This is a genomic window from Mesorhizobium sp. ES1-1 (assembly GCF_020164785.1).
Classification (GTDB): Bacteria; Pseudomonadota; Alphaproteobacteria; order Rhizobiales; family Rhizobiaceae; genus Mesorhizobium.
On the sequence record NZ_JAIUGX010000007.1, the window covers coordinates 29,348 to 46,004 of the forward strand.

Below are 16,657 nucleotides of genomic sequence, written 5' to 3' on the forward strand. Positions count from 1 at the left end.
ACTAATTGGGGAAGGCCGAGGTGCCCGATTTCTGTGCTGTAAAACTCCCGTCACAAACGGTGGTAGGCGGAACGATCCCCGGTCGTTAATATGAGATTCGCGGTTGGCTGATTGGCGGCCGCGACATGAAAGGTTGGACAATGGCCAAAGTATCCAAGGCTCCCAGCGACGGCGTTTTCGCAGTCCTCCCATTGCGCGACATCGTGGTGTTCCCGCACATGATCGTCCCGCTCTTCGTCGGGCGCGAAAAGTCCATCAAGGCGCTGGAAGAGGTGATGGGTCAGGAAAAGCAGATCCTGCTCGCCACCCAGATGAACGCGGCGGACGACGATCCCGAGCCTGATGCCATATTCGACATCGGCACGCTCGCCAATGTGCTGCAATTGCTGAAGCTTCCCGACGGCACCGTCAAGGTTCTTGTCGAGGGTGCCTCGCGCGCGAAAATCATTGCGTTCACCGATCGTCCCGACTTCCACGAGGCCAGCGCCGCGGCACTGGTCGAGCCGGAAGAGGAAGAGGTCGAGGTGGAAGCGCTCGCTCGTTCGGTCGTCACCGACTTCGAGAACTACGTCAAGCTTAACAAGAAGATCTCGCCCGAAGTGGTGGGTGCTGCCAGCCAGATCGACGACTACTCCAAGCTTGCCGATACCGTGGCTTCGCATCTCGCCATCAAGATTCCCGAGAAGCAGGAAATGCTGGCCACGCTCTCGGTCAAGGAGCGGCTGGAAAAGGCCATGGGCTTCATGGAAGCCGAAATCTCCGTCCTGCAGGTGGAGAAGCGCATCCGCTCGCGCGTCAAGCGCCAGATGGAGAAGACACAGCGCGAATACTACCTCAACGAGCAGATGAAGGCGATCCAGAAGGAGCTCGGCGAAGGCGAGGACGGTCGCGACGAAGCCGCCGAGATCGAGGCGCGCATCAAGAAGACCAAGCTCTCCAAGGAGGCCCGCGAGAAGGCGGAAGCCGAGTTGAAGAAGCTCCGGACGATGTCGCCGATGTCGGCTGAATCGACCGTCGTGCGCAATTATCTCGACTGGATCCTGTCTATACCGTGGGGCAAGAACTCGAAGGTCAAGCAGGACCTCGCCTTCGCGCAGAACGTGCTCGACACCGACCATTTCGGCCTCGACAAAGTCAAGGACCGCATCGTCGAGTATCTCGCCGTGCAAAGCCGCCAGAAGAAGCTGAAGGGGCCGATCCTGTGTCTCGTCGGCCCTCCCGGCGTCGGCAAGACCTCGCTCGGCAAGTCGATCGCCAAGGCGACCGGTCGCGAATTCATCCGCATGGCGCTTGGCGGCGTGCGTGACGAAGCCGAGATCCGGGGTCACCGGCGCACCTATATCGGCTCGATGCCCGGCAAGGTCATCCAGTCGATGAAGAAGGCGAAGAAGTCCAACCCGCTCTTCCTGCTCGACGAGATCGACAAGATGGGCCAGGACTTCCGTGGCGATCCGTCGTCGGCTCTGCTTGAAGTGCTCGATCCGGAACAGAACTCGACGTTCATGGACCATTATCTCGAGGTCGAATATGACCTGTCGAGCGTGATGTTCGTGACGACGGCGAATACGCTGAACATCCCGGCGCCCTTGATGGACCGCATGGAGATCATCCGTATCGCCGGCTATACCGAGGACGAGAAGATCGAAATCGCCAAGCGGCACCTGATGCCGAAAGTGGTTCGCGACCATGCGCTGCAGCCGAAGGAGTTCTCCGTCGGCGAGGACGCGATCCGCGCCATCATCCAGACCTACACCCGCGAAGCGGGCGTCAGGAGCCTGGAGCGCGAACTGATGAAGCTCGGCCGCAAGGCCGTGACCGAGATCCTGAAGACGAAGACGAAGACGGTCAACATCACGGCGGAGAACCTCGCCGACTACCTCGGTGTCCCACGCTTCCGCTTCGGTCAGGTCGAAGCCGACGACCAGGTCGGTGTGGTCACCGGGCTTGCCTGGACGGAAGTCGGCGGCGAACTGCTGACGGTCGAAGGTGTCATGATGCCCGGCAAGGGCCGCATGACGGTGACAGGCAATCTGCGCGACGTGATGAAGGAATCGATTTCGGCGGCGGCGTCCTACGTCCGCTCGCGGGCCATCGATTTCGGCATCGAGCCGCCGCTGTTCGACAAGCGCGACATCCACGTCCACGTCCCCGAAGGCGCCACGCCGAAGGACGGACCGTCGGCAGGCGTTGCTATGGCCACCGCGATCGTCTCCGTACTGACTGGGATCCCGGTCAAAGCGGATGTGGCGATGACGGGCGAGGTCACACTGCGCGGCCGGGTGCTGCCGATCGGTGGTTTGAAGGAGAAGCTGCTTGCCGCCTTGCGCGGCGGCATCAAGAAGGTGCTGATCCCGGAGGACAATGCCAAGGATCTGGCGGACATTCCGGACAACGTGAAGAACGGCATGGAAATCATTCCGGTCTCGCGGGTCGGCGAGGTACTGCGCCACGCTTTGGTGCGCATGCCGGAGCCGATCGAATGGGTCGAGCCTGTCAATCCTCCGGCCACCACCGACGCGGCAGACGATGCCGGCAAGACGCTTGCGCATTAGCACAAGCTAATGCTGCTTTGCACAAAGGGAGAGCCGGGCTTCGCGCCCGGCTTTTTCATGTGAGAAACCCAGCATTTCCGGGCTTTTTCCGCTTTTTCTGAGACATTTGGACTTGGTTGCGCGACCGGTTCTTTCTAAAGTCCTTTTCCTGCCGGACGAGTCTAAGGAGCCGGTGTTCTCATGGAAGGAATTTTTATGAACAAAAACGAACTGGTGTCCGCTGTCGCCGAAGCTGCCAGCCTTTCGAAGGGTGACGCGCAGTCGGCGGTCGATGCGGTATTTTCAGTGATCTCCGGCGAACTGAAGAATGGCGGCGACGTTCGGCTTGTCGGCTTTGGCAATTTCACCGTGTCAAAGCGTGCTGCTACCACCGGCCGTAACCCGCAGACCGGTGCCGAAGTGAAGATCCCGGCGCGCACCGTGCCGAAATTCTCGGCCGGCAAGGGCCTCAAGGACGCAGTCAACTAAGCGCGTTCTTAACAGACCAGAAAAGCCGGGCTTGCCCGGCTTTTCTTTTTTGTGCGGGGAGTAGCCTTCCCGCCGCAGCTTAAGCGGTTGGCGCGTCGGTCCGCATCAAGCCTTCCTGCTTGAGGTCGACCCAGAGCGCGGCGGGGACTTCAGCATCCAGCAGCGAGCGGTTGCTTTCGACTTCCCCTGGCCTCTGACCGCCGGGGATCACGGACACGACCGAGGGGTGCAGCAGCGGAAACTGCAAAGCGGCCTCGATCAAGCGCACGCCATGCCGCTTGCAAACGGCCTCGATGCGGGCCACGCGGTCGATGATGTCTTGAGGTGCCTCGGTGTAGTTGTAATAGGCGCCAGGCTTGGGCCCGGTTGCGAGGATTCCGGAATTGTATGGGCCACCCAGAACGATGCCGATGCCGCGCGCCTGGCAGAGCGGCAGGAAGGACGCCAGCGCCTCCTGCTCCAGCAATGTGTAGCGGCCGGCGAGCAGGAACAGGTCGAAGTCGCCGCGCTCCGCCAGCGTCTGGGCCACCTGCCATTCATTAATGCCGCCACCGAACGCCTTTATGACGCCCTGATCTCGCAGGGAGAGCAAGCCGTAATAGCCGGAGCGCATGAATTCTTCGATGCGCTGGTCGGAAGCCTCCTTGCTGCCATGAGTGAAGATGTCGACATCATGGACGAAGAGGATGTCGATGCGGTCGACGCCGAGGCGCTCCAGCGAGGCTTCGAACGAGCGCATGACCCCGTCATAACTATAGTCGTAGACCTCCCGGCGCGAAGGTGTGTCGAAGAACTTGCCGATGCCCGTCCGCTCTTCCGGCGGGCAGGCGCGCATGATGCGGCCGACCTTGCTAGACAGTACATAATCGTCGCGGCTCTTGCCGCGCAGGAAGGGGTTGAGCCGCGTTTCAGAAAGGCCGAGCCCGTAAAGCGGCGCGGTGTCATAGTAGCGGCAGCCGCTCGTCCAGGCTGCTTCGAGCGTGGCGTTGGCGTCCTGGTCGGACACCGCACGGTAGAGGTTGCCCAGCGGCGCCGTGCCGAAGCCAAGCTCGGTGAACTTTATACCGCCATTGCCTATGCGGTCGAAATGCCGTGTCTTCATGTCTCGTCGCCTCACTCGATTTGCCTGACATGACACTTACCATGCCTGTGGCGCGGCAAAAGCATCGCCGAGCGTTGGACACGCATTTTCGCGGTTGATAGCATGAAGGAAATCAAGCTGTTCGCGGGCGTTTGAGGGCGGGTTTTGCGATGAGCGACAAGAACGAAAGCCTATTTGGAACAGCGCTTAACGAACTGGGGGCCGCGCTGGCGGGTGTGGATGAAGTCCGCATCGACGCTGCCTGCAAACAATTGGTCGAAGCCGGGCAGATTGTCGTCTACGGCTGCGGCCGCGAGGCTCTCCAGCTCAAGGGTTTCGCCATGCGGCTTTATCATCTCGGCCTGCCGGTCTCTGTGGTCGGCGATATGAACACGCCGCCCTTGGGGCCGGGCGATGTGTTCCTGGTCAGTTCCGGGCCGGGCGAGACATCGACCGTGCTGACCCTGATGCGGGTCGCCCATGAGGCTGGAGCAACCAATCTCCTGCTGACCGCTCAGGCGGAAAGCAGCGCGGCCGGGCGCGCCGACTTCGCGCTCCTCATCCCGGCGCAGACCATGGCGAATGATCAGGGTCCGCGAACGACTTCCGTCCTGCCGATGGGCTCGGTGTTCGAAGGCGCTCTGTTCCTGCTGTTTGAAATCATGGTGTTGAAGCTCAGGGATCTGATCGGCGCGTCGCCCGACGCGATGCGCGCCCGCCACACCAACATGGAATAGATCATGCGCTATGAACTGATGCTGCCTCATCAGATCCGCAAGGCGATTGCCGAGAATTGGCCGGTCGTGCTGCCGCTGGGCGTGCTGGAATATCATGGCGAGCACATGGCCGTTGGCATGGACACGCTGGTTGTCGTGAAAACGCTGGACCTGTTGGAGAAGGAGAGGGACATCGTCATCCTGCCACCCTTCTACTACGGCGCCGCAAGCTATGCTGTGGCGCCGCCGGAAGGCACCGGCTCGGTGCAGGTCGACGGCAAGGCTTTGGCGCCATTCGGCGAGGAACTGTTCTACAGCCTGCTTCGCATCGGCTTCCGCAACATCCATGCCTTCATCCACCACCAGACGGAAAACTTCGCCGCCGGCATGCCGACGGATCTCGCCTTCAAGACCGCCGGCCGCCAGGCGATCTTCCGCTTCCTGGAAAAACATCGCGGCGAGGGCTGGTGGGGCGCCGAAACGATGCCCGACTATTATGCCGGGCACGCGGTCGGGGAGAATTTCTTCAACTGGGTGCGGGTGCATTCGCTGATGCCGACCTCGATGAACGGCAAATACCCGTTCGACCATGCAGGCATTGGCGAGACATCGCTGATGCTGGCCCTATGCCCCGATGCGGTCGATGCGGCCCGCTTCGCTGACAACACCGGCTGGTATACGTCGAGCGCCAGGGATGCGTCGGCGGAACTCGGGCGACAGGGCGTCGCCATGATCATGGACAATCTGCGCGCCACGCTTTCGGCGTAGGTGCTCGCTTTCACCACACTGAGCCAAGCAAAGTGCGGCGCTACTTTACCGCGCCCGCCGTCATGCCCATGATGAGATAGCGTTCGAGCGCGATGCCGACGACCGCCAGCGGCGCGATGGCCGCGGTGGCAAGGGCTGCCATCGACCACCAGTTGATGCCTTGGGAGCCCGTCTGGCTCGCCACCATGACGGGAATGGTCTTGGCGTCGGTCGATGTCAAAAGCGCGGCGAAGAAATATTCGTTCCAGCACAGCACCATGGCCAGGATGAAGGCGGCGACCATGCCCGGCAGCGCGATTGGAACGACGATGCGCAGGAAGGCGCCCCAGATGGACAAGCCGTCGACGAGCGCTGCCTCCTCGAGCTCGACCGGGATCGAGTTGAATTGGTCGCGCATGATCCAGATGACGATCGGCAGCACCATGAGCGTATAGAGCAGGATCAGCCCGACGCGCGTATCGAGGAGGCCGACCTCCCGGTAGAGCACCAGGAAGGGCAGCGCGAGGACGACGGGAGGCAGGATCAGCTGCGACAGGAAGAAGAACGAGATGTCCTCGTTCCGGAACCACGCGAACTCGTAGCGGTAGCGCGTAAGCCCATAGGCCGCCAAGCTGCCGATGACGATGGCCAAGCTCGACGCACCGACCGAGGTGATGACCGAATTCATGAAGCGCTTGAGAAACTCCTCACGCACCGTCGAGGTCTGGAAGATCGAGTCTGGCGACAGGCCGAGCGAACGCCACCCCTTCCAGTCCGGCTGGAAATCGACGAAGGGAATGAGATGGCCCTGGGTGACGTCGACCGCCGTCTTGAACGAGGTCGTCACCGTCCAGTAGATCGGGAACAGGCAGATGAACGCCCACAGGATCAGGGCGCCATAGATGAACAGCCGGCTGGCGAAGAAACTCGCTGGCGAACGGATTTCGGAAGCGACATAGTCGGTGGTCTGGACGCTCATCTCTGCCTAATTCACGTTGCGGACGAAGCGATTGGCGAACTTCAACAGCCAGGTGACGAAAATAACGATGATGACCAGGTAGGCCATCGCCAGCATGGTTCCGTAGCCGACATTCGAGCGGTCGCGATATTCTCGGTAGATGAAGCTCGACACGGAATCGGTGGCGCCGCCGGGGCCACCCGACGTCACCGTTATGATGATGTCGGCGAGCTTCAGCTTGAAGATGATGCGCAGGATCACCGCGGTCACAGACACTGGCAGCATCAGGGGGAAAGTGACCTGCCAGAACGTCTGCCACGCATTGGCGCCGTCGACCCTGGCCGCTTCAAGCACCTCCCTCGACATGGCCTGCAGCCCCGCCAGCAGCATGATCATCATGAACGGAATGAACGTCCAGGCGTCCAGTATCATGATCGATATGCGCGCGATGATCGGATCCGAGAAAAAGGCGGGGTTCTCCCAGCCGAGATGGCGCGCCAGCGTCGCGGCCGGACCGAACCGGTACTCCATGAGCGACTTGCCGATCATCCACGACACCGCGACGGGCGATAGCATCAGCGGCATCAGGAACACCACTCGAAAAAACTTCCGCGCGCGGATCTGTGCGTTGAGCAGGAGCGCCAGGCCAAAGGCGATGACATATTCGACCAGCACCGCAAGCACGTAGAGCACCATGTTGAAGAGCGCGTTGCGATAGTAAGGGTCGCCCAGCATTTGCCAGAAATTTTCGAGCCCATTGAACTTCCGGCCGGTGAAGGAGGAAAGGTTCCAGTCGGTCAGCGCGATGTAGAATCCGAACAGCGTGGGAAAGATGACCATGGCAATGGTGAACAGCAGAGCAGGCAGCAGGAAAAGCGCGCGCTGGCCCTCCTCGCCACGCGTCAGCACCTGGCCGGCGCCGATGGCCATGCCCCACAGCACATAGGCGTAGATGGCCGGACGCCAGGTGTCGGCGTCTGCCTTGTAAAAAAGCTCGATCACGATGGTTGCCAGCAGGCCAAGCGTTGCAGCCGCCATCAAGGCCCTGCCGAGGCGTTTGCGGCCCGGCGAGATCAGGTCGGATGGGACGGCGTCTGCCGGCCACTGGCTTGCGGTCGAAGTCTGGTCAGCCACAAATCTCGCCCGTTTGAAGGCTCATCAACGAGCCGGAGTCGGTCGGCGGTGGTCCGGCGCTGCCGCCGGACCACCGTTGGAAGCAAGCCTACATGCCCAGCGAAGCCTTGTAGAGCTTGATCTGGTTGTCGCGCCCGATCTGGTCGGTCAGCTTCTCCCAGGCTGCGGCAATGGCGTCGGCGCCTTCCTGCGCCTTCATCTTGCCGGCGAAGGTGTTGGCCAGAATATCCTCGGCGGCGCTGTAATACTGGAAGATGCCGGGGATGCGCGGTTCGATTGCCGCGTTGGGGTGGTTATAGCTGTCGGACTCCGACTTGAGGTAGGAGGTGATGAACGCCTCGTCGTAGCCGGCCGCGACCCACTCCGGAATGTCGAAATGCGAGTTGCGGTAGGGCTGGAAGCCTGACGGATACATCGCCGTCCAGATCGACAGATCCTTGCCGCCGAGATGCGCAGCGGCCGACCAGGCCGCCTTCTTCTTTTTCTCGTCGCTGTCGACCCTCGCCATGACATAGACGCCCCAGCCTAGATAGGCGCAGTTGGGGGCATAGTTCGGGCCGCTGGCGAGCTTGTCCCATTGACCGGTCTTCGAATTGTAGACGTCGTCGGAGCCCGGCAGGATCGAGAAGCCCGTGACGTCGCCGACGACCGAGCTGTCATTGGTTTTGACGTTGGAACCGACATCGCCCCACCAGGTGACCATCGAGCCGGTGCCGGCCAGGAACTGCTGGAAGGCGGTGGTGTTCGGATCGGCGTTGATCTGGTCGGCGGGTTCGGATGGCAGCGCATCGATGACGTCCTGGATGGCGCGCACCCAGGCCGGGTTGTTGATGCGCGGCTTCATCGTGTCGGCGTCGAACAGCCACGCCTTGTCGTCGGGATGCTTGGCATATGCGGTGGCGCGGCTGCCTAGGAAGTAGAAGCCGAAACCGCCCCAAGGCTTGGGCGCATCGAGATAGCCATAGACATCCTGGTCCTTGAGCTTCTTGCCCTTGAGGAATTTGGTCACGGCCTGAACCTGCTGCCAGGTCTTCGGCACGCCCCATTCGCCTTCACCGCCGCCATCCTTCCAGGCCTTCGCGAGGTCGGGATCGGCGAACACGTCGCTGCGGTAATTGAAGTTGTGGGCGTCGCCGTCAACGGTGACGCGGTATTGCTTGCCATTCCATGTGCCCACCGGCGGCTTCAGATAGCTGACGAGATCGTCGAAGTCGATTTGCTTCTTGACCCAGTCCGGCATTTCGGAGGTCAGGCCCTTGCCGCAAACATCGCCTTCGAACGGTGCACCCATCTCGATGATGTCGAAATCGACGGTTCCGGTGGCGATGGACTGCTGCAGCCGTGCATTGTAGTCGGCCTGTGCCAGGTCGATCCAGTTGATCTTGGCGCCCGTGTAGGTTTCCCAAGGCTTCAGGAAGCCGCGAAACAGGACGTTATGCAGGTTCTGGTTGTTGAGACCCATGAAGGTCAGCTCCACGCCGGCGAACTCGCCTTCCTTGACGTTGGCCTTGGTCGCCTCGAGGCAGAGCTCACCGACTTTCTGAAAATCGGCATCCGTCGGCTGACCCTTGCCGACGCCTGGGATCTGCAGGATCTTGGTGCGCAGTTCGCTCGCCGCCGAAGCGGGGCGCGTCAAGGCGCCAAGCCCGGCTCCGGATGCCGCCGCGATGGCGGCCATGCTGGCCGCACCTTTTAATATGTCACGCCTCGTGGCGCCGGCATTGACCAGCTTTTCGTAAAGACCTGTTCTCATCGACTATTCCTCCCGGGATCAGTGTGAATGGATGTGTCCGATGTCGGACGCTGGCGCACCAGCGTTTCCCCAGCCGTAAGCGAATTATGCAGGACCCCACCTGCTCGATCATAGTTCCGATTGCGGATCGGCTCCGACATTGGATCAGCGATGTCACTATTCTCACAACCCAAGGCCGTGTCAACGTAAGCGGATTTTTATCTATAAGAGACCGACTTGCCCTGGCAGGTCGCGTTGGGTAGCTTCTGCACCCACGGCACTGGGGAGCCGCAAGGGGAGTCCATGGCGCAAGTCGCAATCAATAAGGTCGCCAAGGCTTTCGGGACCGTCAAGGTGCTGCACGAAGTCAGCGTCGACATCGCCGATGGGCAATTCGTCGTCCTGGTCGGCCCTTCCGGTTGCGGCAAGTCCACGCTGCTCAGAATGGTGGCCGGCCTGGAGACCGTCTCGGGCGGCACGATCACCATTGGCGATCGCGTCGTCAACCATCTCCCACCGGCCAAGCGCGACATCGCCATGGTGTTCCAGAACTATGCGCTCTATCCGCACAAGACGGTGGAGCAGAACATGGCATTTGCCCTCAAGCTGCGTAAAACCGACCCGGCCGTGGTCGCGGAACGGGTCAAGCGGGCCGCCGATATCCTCGATCTCAATCCCTATCTGAAGCGCTATCCGCGCCAGTTGTCGGGCGGCCAGCGCCAGCGCGTCGCCATGGGCCGCGCCATCGTGCGCAATCCGCAGGTCTTTCTCTTCGACGAGCCGCTGTCCAACCTGGACGCCAAGCTGCGCGTGCAGATGCGCACCGAGATCAAGGAACTGCACCAGCGGCTTAAGACGACGACGATCTACGTCACCCACGACCAGATCGAAGCCATGACTATGGCCGACAAGATCGTCGTCATGCGCGACGGCCGCATCGAGCAGGTCGGCGCGCCGCTGGAACTGTTCGACCGCCCGGCAAATCTGTTTGTGGCCAGCTTCATCGGCTCGCCTTCGATGAACCTGCTCAAAGGCGTCATGCGCAAGGGCGAAAGGGCCGGCGTCGAGATCGCCGGCACATTGTTCCCGGTCGCTGCCGACAATGCCGCGCGGGACGGTCAGGCCGTTGTCTATGGCATCCGGCCGGAGCATCTCGAAATCCACGCCGACGGCGTGCCGGCGAAAATATCGGTGGTCGAGCCCACCGGCTCGGAAACGCTGGTGTTCCTGCGCTTTGGCGAGGGTGAGATGGTGGCGCTGTTCCGCGAGCGCCACGACTTCAAGCCCGGCGACACGCTGGCTTTGAAGCCGAGGCTCGACCAGATTCACCTGTTCGACGCCGAGACCGGCCGCCGTCTCTAGTCTCAACACCTTACGAGGACAACCATGCTCAAAGGGATCAATCCGCTGCTCAATGCAGACGTCCTTCAGGCTTTGCGGGCCATGGGACATGGCGATGACCTGATCATCGCCGACACCAATTTCCCCGCCGATTCGGTGGCGAAGCAGACGATGCATGGCAAGCTGCTGCGCATCGATGCGCCGGCGTCCGAAGTGGTGAAGGCCGTGCTGTCGCTCTACCCGTTGGACACGTTTGTCGATGATGCCGCCGCGCGTATGGAGATCGTCGGCAAGCCGGACGAGATTCCGCCGGTGCAGACGGAAGTCCAGAAGGAAATCGACAAAGCCGAGGGCAAGGCCTGGCCAATGATTTCCGTGGAGCGCTACGCATTCTACGAGCGTGCCAAGAAGGCCTATTGCGTCATCCAGACCGGGGAGCGGCGCTTCTACGGCTGTTTCGCCTTTCGCAAGGGCGTCATCCCGCCGGACGCGGAGTAGAGGCATGGCCGCCGGAAAGCCTGTCGTCGTCCTGGGCGTCTTCGTGGCCGACACCGCCTATCGCGCCGACCGCCAGCCGCGCATCGGCGAGACGATCCTTGGCAATTCATTCAAGCTCGGGCCGGGCGGCAAGGGCTCGAACCAAGCGGTCGCCGCTGGCAAGCTTGGCGCCGACGTGACCTTTCTCACGCGACTTGGTATCGACCCGTTCGCCGACATGGCCAGGCGGACCTGGGCGGATGCGGGTGTGAAAAACGCCGTTATCGACACGCCCGAAAGCTATACCGGTGCGGCCTATATCTTCGTCGAGGAGACGACCGGCAATAATGCCATCATCGTCAGCCCCGGCGCTGCCATGTTGGTCACCCCGGCCGATATCGAAGCCAATGGCGATCTGATCCGCTCTGCCGGCGTCTTCGTCACGCAACTGGAGCAGCCCATCGATGCCGCGCTGCACGCCCTGGAGATGGCGCGGGGGGCGGGGGTGACCACCATCCTCAATCCGGCGCCCGCCGCGACGCTTCCCGACCGCATCTACGCACTGTGCGACTATCTCACCCCCAACGAGACGGAGGCGGAGGAACTGACCGGAATGAAGGTTTCTTCCGTCGACGAGGCTCGTCGCGCGGCCGACAGCTTGCTCGACAAAGGCGTCGGGACCGTCATCGTCACCCTTGGCGAAAAAGGTGCGCTTCTGCATTCCAAGAGCCGCTCCGACCATGTGCCGGCCGTCAATGCAGGCCCCGTGGTCGAGACAACTGGAGCGGGCGACGCGTTCAACGGCGGCTTGGCGGCGGCTTTGTCTCGGGGCGTCGAACCGCTGCAAGCCGTTCGCTTCGCCTGCGCTGTCGCCGGGATCTCGGTAACCCGGCCCGGAACAGCGCCCTCCATGCCGACGCTGCAAGAGGTCGACGCTCTTCTAGCTAGTCACATCATCGACAGGAGCCGCCGTGGCGGCACTCCCGAGCATCGCGCAAATTACAAGCGGGAATAAGCAACGCATCGAACCACCTAAGTTTGCAGAACGCTTCGCTATCGTGCCAAGCGTACCTGGCTGAGCGACTGCGCGATGCCGGAAAAGGCGGCAAGCAACTTAGCCGAGTCGGACGCGTCGAAATAGTGATCGCTGTCGGTGGCGCATTTTTCCAACATGGTCTTTGCGGCCGCATCGTCCACCATAAAGGCGACCGAGTAGACTTCGATGTTCTTGCTCTTTGCGTACGTGCAAAGCGTGAGCGTCTCGGTATTCACCGTGCCCAATTGCGTTGCAGCTGTTGCGGCGGTCGCGCTGAATGCGACGTGCCTGCCATCAGAAGACTGGAACCGGCGAGTGTTCTCGCCGTCGGTCATCAGAAGCAGAGCCTTGCGCGGCACTTTGTTCGCCAGGTCATAGCTGGCAGCTTCGGTCAGCGGTGCGGTCGGCGACAGCACGTTAATGCCCCAGATTAATCCCGCTGGAATGTATGTGTAGGGTTCGTAACTGCCGAGGCTGTAAACCATGCCATCGATCGCGCCCTTGAGGGCAATCTTGTCAGTGGTGAGGGTCACGATCGGGTTAAGGCACTTCTGGCTTGTATCGAGATAGCCCGGATAGGTCACCGTCGGGACCGTGTCGTTCAGGCGATAGGTGCCTGTGTTGCGCGATCCGATGCAGCCATACCATTTGAAGTACTGGGCGGCCTTCGCAGGCGTGGTGCAACTCTCTTTGTTTGCCCAGGTGCTGGGCTTTCTCGCGGTACATGCGCCTGTGCAGGTCTTTGGCTTGAGGACCCCGTCGACATAGGTCGAACAATCATATGACGGCGCATATGCGGTGCATGCACCCAAGACTTCGGTCAACTGCGTCGTGCAGCCGGATTTCGGCACGGCCGCGACTGTGTAGTCAGCCGGGACAGTGAGCCAAGATTCGTATCGGTAGCCGGTGCCGACATTGACATAGTCAGCATAGGGCACCAGCCCAATCTTCACGTCAGCGTCTGGGTTCGACATAAGCTCGGTGACCAACGCGTTGGCGGCCGTCTTGAGCGATGCTAGTTTTGTGACCCCGTTCGCGTTGAGTTCGGCCATTGAATAGGTATTGTCCAGCACCAGCGCGACTTCGACGCTGCCGGTTACCGCGCGCATGGCCAGGGCCGAAACGCCGACATGCATCGTATCCATACGCGCTATGCGCATGAATGTGAGCGGGACGTCGGCCGAGAGAGCGATATCGACCTTGCCGTCATTGGCGGAGAGAGAGGCGATCTGCACATTCTCCACGGAAGGGTCGGTCTGGTTTGCTGCGACATAGGCATCGGCCATCTGCCGCATGCGCACCTGGTCCGTTTCCTTGGAACTGGCAACGGCCAGCGCGGCGGCGTCGGCAACCGTTTGTAGTCTGCTGCGAGCCGCCGTCAGGCGGGTGTAGTCCACCGCCATGCCCATGCCCAGGATCAACGGCACCATGCACAGCGCGCCGAGAATTGCCAGATTGCCGCCTTCGGATCTGAAAAACGCCTTCAACATTTATAAGCCCACCCCATCTACTTCACTACCTGCTAAAGGATGGCCGTTGAATATCGGTTTCTTTTTAGAGTTGAATATTAGTAAACTCGGGACAAATACCTAAAATTGTACGCATTGCGCCCCACAGGCACCGGGCCGTTCTTGGAGCCTCGGCGACGCTGAGGCCAGCTATGCCGAACACTCAAAGTCCCATAGCTGATGGAATCCGCGCTGGATGAAATCGATTAGCAATAAACGGAGACAGACCTCTTGACTTCGGCTCCGCGCGGCAGCTTGTATTTGTGCGCCGCACAAAAGGATGTCCGCGATGAGGTTCCGTATCCCCCTTCCGGGAGGCGCGCTGACGGTCAAGACCTATCAAGCACTGAACCGCGACGAGCGCGACAATGCACGAAGACTGATCAGTTTCGTTGGCTTGTACTTCATTTGGCACAAAAACAAGAAACCCAGGTGGTTCGACCAGGTTTGATCCACTGGTGCTCGACAGTCCGGCGAAGAACCCAGCATGGAGCTAGCACACGGCATAAACGAAGCAGCCTCGCCCCCGACCTGACGAGGGGCAGCGCTGCATGCCTTGGGATTCGCAGCCGTATCGACCGAAAATTCAGCCTGAAATACCGGGATCGGGAAGGGGCATGACGGATCATTGGGCGGGAACAAGAAGTCCCGTTCAGGCCGCAATGCTCTTCTGTTCAAAAGGGGAAGAGTCTGACTGCCGTTAGGCATTCAGACTTTGGCCATTGTCAATCATCCATGTGATTGAGAATGGCGCGAGTGACGGGGCTCGAACCCGCGACCTCCGGCGTGACAGGCCGGCACTCTAACCAACTGAGCTACACCCGCGCATTGACGAGCACGTGTCAGCCGTGTTCGTCGTTGGGCCGCTGGATAAGGGGTTCGCCACCGGGTGTCAAGCGCGGCGGGACAGCATAACGGCAAACAGGAGAAGGTTTTTTGACAGCTACCGTTTTATCGGCAGATCCGTCATTTAACCGCCTCGGCTGATAATCATTTGGCCTTGCGAAGCAGAGCCCGACCGCTTAAAGGTCCGGCCCGGAGCGGGCGATTAGCTCAGTTGGTAGAGCGCTTCGTTTACACCGAAGATGTCGGCGGTTCGAGTCCGTCATCGCCCACCATTCAACGCGCTGACAAGCGGCGTCCTCCGGACACTTGCATGGCCCAAGGTTGTGTCTTGAAGTGAGACGACGTCGAACTTTCCGGATCGCCGCGGGCAGAGTGCTGGATCATGGACGAGAACCATCGCCTCGCGATTGAAGAACTGGTTTCCCGCCAGGTCCGCGACAAGCGGATTCCGTCGATCTCCTACGCATTGACGGACCGGGAAGGAGTGCTCGCCACCGGCCATGTCACACATTCGGGCGCAGAGCGTCCGCTCGATGAGCGCACGCTATTCCGGATCGGCTCGCTGACGAAGATGTTCACCGCCATCGGCATTATGCAATTGGCCGAGCGGGGCATGGTGGACATCGATGCTCCCGTCTCACGCTACATTCCCGGCTTCAACCCCGAAAACCCTTTCCGGGCGAAGGACGGGGAGACTTCTCAGCCCGACATCACGTTGCGCAAGCTGATGAGTCACACGGCTGGCCTAGTCAGGGAGGCGGAGGCCGGCCACTATCTTGATGACAGCAATCCGCCGCTCGCTATAACGGTGGATGGCCTGAAATCCTCGGTCCTGAAGGCCGATCCGCATGCCGGCCTCATGCATTATTCCAATGCCGGCATTGCCGTCGCGGGCGCGGTGATCGAGCGCGTCAGCGGTCTTGCCTATGACGACTATGTGCGTGCCAATATCCTCCTGCCGCTCGGCATGGACGATACGCATTTTTCCCTGTCGGCCGATGTGAGTGACAGGCTGGCGCCTGCCTCGATGTGGACCATCAGCGGTGATCTGGCGGCGCCGGTCTTCGATCTCGGCGGTGTGCCCGCCGGTAACGTCTATTCGACCGTTTCCGACATGACGAAGTTCGCTTCCTGTCTCCTGCGCGGCGGGTTCGCATCCGACGGCAGTCGCGTGGTGTCGCCGGCCTCACTGGAGACGATGTGGAGGCCGGTGGGCCGGCGGCCGGCGGGCTATACAGGCAGCCTCGCCGGTTACGGCCTGGGCTTTGGTACCGGCAATGTCCATGGCTGGAAGTCGATCGGCCATGGCGGTGCCGTCTATGGCTATGCCTCGCAGCTTCTCGTGCTGCCGCATGCCGGACTGGCCGCGCTGGTGTTCTCGACCCTCGATTTCTCAAACCAGATCGCCGACCGGCTGGCGCGGCGCGCCTTGCAGGTTGGTCTTGCTGCGCGCAAAATGGGGACGATGCCCAAGCAGGAGGCTTCGCACCTGCCTCTGTCGGCGGACCATCTGACCGTCATGCCAGGCCTATATCACGCGCCTGGGGCAGGCGAAACGGTCGAGCTGCGCGCATCCGAAGGACGGCTCTATCTGATGGGCGAGGGCGTTCCGTTGGAGGTCAGACACAGCGGCGGCGAAAGTTTCATCATCGACGGCCGCATCTATGGACCGGAAGCGGATTACCCCTACCTTGATCTCTCCTACGATCTCGGAAGCGGGACCCTGACCTGGAAGGACAAGCACTGGACGCGCAAGCCGGCGTCCGGGGAACCGATACCGGAAACGCTGCAACCGCATCTCGGCGTCTACGGCCCTGCGTTCAACCCGACCTATCTTTCCTACGCTGACGGCCGCCTCCACTGCCTGATCGAATATTTCTGCTCGCACCATTGCGAGCCGTTGACGGATGGCACCTACAGGATGCACGGCCTGCTCTACGAGGGCGAGACGCTGGAGCTTGATGCGGTCGATGCAATCGGCAGGGCCGGAATCCGTGTCGGCCCGATGTTCCTGGCGCGAAAGCTGGCTGAACAGATCTGAGCGCCGCCGGGATGAATAGC

At 61.2% G+C, this 16,657-nt stretch carries 13 protein-coding genes and 2 tRNA genes; 9 read left to right on the forward strand and 6 right to left on the reverse strand.

Translation table 11 applies throughout. From position 1 onward, the window contains the following. Positions 1 to 140 precede the first annotated feature (140 nt). Positions 141 to 2,552, forward strand: coding sequence for an endopeptidase La (gene lon, locus LB513_RS13440; protein ID WP_224664000.1), 2,412 nt, complete (start codon positions 141 to 143; stop codon positions 2,550 to 2,552). A 195-nt stretch (positions 2,553 to 2,747) separates the two neighbouring features. Next, positions 2,748 to 3,020, forward strand: a complete 273-nt coding sequence (locus LB513_RS13445) for an HU family DNA-binding protein (protein WP_224664001.1) — start codon at positions 2,748 to 2,750, stop codon at positions 3,018 to 3,020. A gap of 79 nt (positions 3,021 to 3,099) precedes the next feature. On the opposite strand, the gene LB513_RS13450 is transcribed toward LB513_RS13445, so the two are convergent. Then, entirely contained in the window at positions 3,100 to 4,122 is a 1,023-nt protein-coding gene (locus LB513_RS13450; RefSeq protein ID WP_224664002.1) for an aldo/keto reductase, read from the reverse strand. 149 nt (positions 4,123 to 4,271) lie between these two features. On the opposite strand from LB513_RS13450, the gene LB513_RS13455 reads away from it, so the two are divergent. Both LB513_RS13455 and LB513_RS13460 read left to right on the forward strand, forming a co-directional pair. Further along, entirely contained in the window at positions 4,272 to 4,838 is a 567-nt protein-coding gene (locus LB513_RS13455) for an SIS domain-containing protein (RefSeq protein WP_224664003.1), read from the forward strand. Between the two features lie 3 nt (positions 4,839 to 4,841). After that, positions 4,842 to 5,585: a creatininase family protein gene (locus LB513_RS13460; protein ID WP_224664004.1), complete on the forward strand. Its 744-nt coding sequence runs from the start codon at positions 4,842 to 4,844 to the stop codon at positions 5,583 to 5,585. Positions 5,586 to 5,625: 40 nt separating this feature from the next. On the opposite strand, the gene LB513_RS13465 is transcribed toward LB513_RS13460, so the two are convergent. The 3 genes from LB513_RS13465 to LB513_RS13475 form a co-directional block, all read right to left on the reverse strand. After that, complete coding sequence (locus LB513_RS13465; RefSeq protein WP_224664005.1) at positions 5,626 to 6,543, reverse strand: carbohydrate ABC transporter permease; 918 nt, start codon at positions 6,541 to 6,543, stop codon at positions 5,626 to 5,628. A gap of 6 nt (positions 6,544 to 6,549) precedes the next feature. Continuing rightward, the gene (locus tag LB513_RS13470; RefSeq protein WP_224664006.1) at positions 6,550 to 7,656 is read right to left on the reverse strand and encodes a carbohydrate ABC transporter permease; all 1,107 of its coding nucleotides are present in this window, start codon (positions 7,654 to 7,656) and stop codon (positions 6,550 to 6,552) included. A gap of 88 nt (positions 7,657 to 7,744) precedes the next feature. Then, positions 7,745 to 9,409: an ABC transporter substrate-binding protein gene (locus LB513_RS13475; protein ID WP_224664007.1), complete on the reverse strand. Its 1,665-nt coding sequence runs from the start codon at positions 9,407 to 9,409 to the stop codon at positions 7,745 to 7,747. A gap of 282 nt (positions 9,410 to 9,691) precedes the next feature. Between LB513_RS13475 and LB513_RS13480 the strand changes: the two genes are divergently transcribed. The 3 genes from LB513_RS13480 to rbsK are packed head-to-tail and all read left to right on the forward strand — an operon-like array spanning position 9,692 to position 12,221. Next, positions 9,692 to 10,750 (forward strand): ABC transporter ATP-binding protein, encoded by a 1,059-nt coding sequence (locus LB513_RS13480; RefSeq protein WP_224664008.1) that lies wholly within the window; start codon positions 9,692 to 9,694, stop codon positions 10,748 to 10,750. A gap of 24 nt (positions 10,751 to 10,774) precedes the next feature. Further along, positions 10,775 to 11,227, forward strand: coding sequence for an RbsD/FucU family protein (locus tag LB513_RS13485; protein WP_224664009.1), 453 nt, complete (start codon positions 10,775 to 10,777; stop codon positions 11,225 to 11,227). A 4-nt stretch (positions 11,228 to 11,231) separates the two neighbouring features. Further along, positions 11,232 to 12,221 (forward strand): ribokinase, encoded by a 990-nt coding sequence (rbsK, locus tag LB513_RS13490; protein ID WP_224664010.1) that lies wholly within the window; start codon positions 11,232 to 11,234, stop codon positions 12,219 to 12,221. 38 nt (positions 12,222 to 12,259) lie between these two features. Here the strand turns inward: rbsK and LB513_RS13495 are convergent, their stop codons facing one another. Continuing rightward, positions 12,260 to 13,732: a pilus assembly protein TadG-related protein gene (locus LB513_RS13495; RefSeq protein ID WP_224664011.1), complete on the reverse strand. Its 1,473-nt coding sequence runs from the start codon at positions 13,730 to 13,732 to the stop codon at positions 12,260 to 12,262. Between the two features lie 766 nt (positions 13,733 to 14,498). Further along, positions 14,499 to 14,575: transfer RNA gene (locus LB513_RS13500), tRNA-Asp, on the reverse strand. A gap of 217 nt (positions 14,576 to 14,792) precedes the next feature. Here LB513_RS13500 and LB513_RS13505 point away from each other — a divergent pair. Next, positions 14,793 to 14,868: transfer RNA gene (locus LB513_RS13505), tRNA-Val, on the forward strand. A 110-nt stretch (positions 14,869 to 14,978) separates the two neighbouring features. After that, positions 14,979 to 16,637 carry a serine hydrolase domain-containing protein gene (locus LB513_RS13510; protein WP_224664012.1) on the forward strand — a complete coding sequence of 553 codons (1,659 nt, stop codon included), beginning with the start codon at positions 14,979 to 14,981 and terminating at the stop codon, positions 16,635 to 16,637. The last annotated feature ends 20 nt before the right edge of the window (positions 16,638 to 16,657 follow it).

What these genes read in the sequence shown, in the direction of transcription:
- lon (WP_224664000.1), top strand. Translation starts at nt 141, where the DNA reads ATGGCCAAAGTATCCAAGGCTCCCAGCGACGGCGTTTTCGCAGTCCTC.
- LB513_RS13445 (WP_224664001.1), top strand. Translation starts at nt 2,748, where the DNA reads ATGAACAAAAACGAACTGGTGTCCGCTGTCGCCGAAGCTGCCAGCCTT.
- LB513_RS13450 (WP_224664002.1), bottom strand. Translation starts at nt 4,122, where the DNA reads ATGAAGACACGGCATTTCGACCGCATAGGCAATGGCGGTATAAAGTTC.
- LB513_RS13455 (WP_224664003.1), top strand. Translation starts at nt 4,272, where the DNA reads ATGAGCGACAAGAACGAAAGCCTATTTGGAACAGCGCTTAACGAACTG.
- LB513_RS13460 (WP_224664004.1), top strand. Translation starts at nt 4,842, where the DNA reads ATGCGCTATGAACTGATGCTGCCTCATCAGATCCGCAAGGCGATTGCC.
- LB513_RS13465 (WP_224664005.1), bottom strand. Translation starts at nt 6,543, where the DNA reads ATGAGCGTCCAGACCACCGACTATGTCGCTTCCGAAATCCGTTCGCCA.
- LB513_RS13475 (WP_224664007.1), bottom strand. Translation starts at nt 9,409, where the DNA reads ATGAGAACAGGTCTTTACGAAAAGCTGGTCAATGCCGGCGCCACGAGG.
- LB513_RS13480 (WP_224664008.1), top strand. Translation starts at nt 9,692, where the DNA reads ATGGCGCAAGTCGCAATCAATAAGGTCGCCAAGGCTTTCGGGACCGTC.
- LB513_RS13485 (WP_224664009.1), top strand. Translation starts at nt 10,775, where the DNA reads ATGCTCAAAGGGATCAATCCGCTGCTCAATGCAGACGTCCTTCAGGCT.
- rbsK (WP_224664010.1), top strand. Translation starts at nt 11,232, where the DNA reads ATGGCCGCCGGAAAGCCTGTCGTCGTCCTGGGCGTCTTCGTGGCCGAC.
- LB513_RS13495 (WP_224664011.1), bottom strand. Translation starts at nt 13,732, where the DNA reads ATGTTGAAGGCGTTTTTCAGATCCGAAGGCGGCAATCTGGCAATTCTC.
- LB513_RS13510 (WP_224664012.1), top strand. Translation starts at nt 14,979, where the DNA reads ATGGACGAGAACCATCGCCTCGCGATTGAAGAACTGGTTTCCCGCCAG.